This is a genomic window from Streptomyces caeni (genome assembly GCF_042678285.1).
Taxonomy (GTDB): domain Bacteria; phylum Actinomycetota; class Actinomycetes; order Streptomycetales; family Streptomycetaceae; genus Streptomyces; species Streptomyces caeni.
In genome coordinates this window covers 1-542 of record NZ_JBHUDX010000163.1, presented here as the reverse complement: position 1 = coordinate 542, position 542 = coordinate 1, and the positions used below count along the sequence as shown (strand labels likewise).

The 542-nt window shown below is 71.0% G+C and carries 1 protein-coding gene; it reads left to right on the top strand.

Annotated features, from left to right (window positions below):
* The coding region (locus tag ACFSL4_RS37410; RefSeq protein ID WP_381092582.1) for an alpha amylase C-terminal domain-containing protein at positions 1–542 on the top strand (542 nt) is incomplete at both ends.

Below are 542 nucleotides of genomic sequence, written 5' to 3'. Positions count from 1 at the left end.
AAACGCTCCCTCGTCTCCAAGATGCCCGGCGACTGGTGGCAGCAACGCGCCAACCACCGCGCCTACCTCGCCTACATGTGGGCCCACCCCGGCAAACAACTCCTCTTCATGGGCCAGGAGTTCGCCCAGGGAGCCGAATGGTCCGAAGCCCACGGCCCCGACTGGTGGCTGCTGGACCCCGCCTACCCCGCCGCACCCGACCACTGCCGCGTGCGCGACCTCGTCCGCGACCTGAACACCGTCTACCGCCACACCCCCGCCCTGTGGCAACGCGACACCCACCCCTCCGGCTTCCACTGGGTGGTCACCGACGCCGCCGACGACAACGTCCTCGCCTTCCTGCGCCTCGACGCCCACGGCACCCCCCTGCTGGCCGTCTGCCACTTCTCCCCGGTCGTCCGCGACCACTACCGCCTCGGCGTCCCCGACCACATCCCCGCCTGGCACGAGGTCCTCAACACCGACAGCGCCGCCTACGGCGGCAGCGACGTCCACAACCCCGACCCCCTCAAACCCGAACCCAGCCCCTGGCACGGCCACCC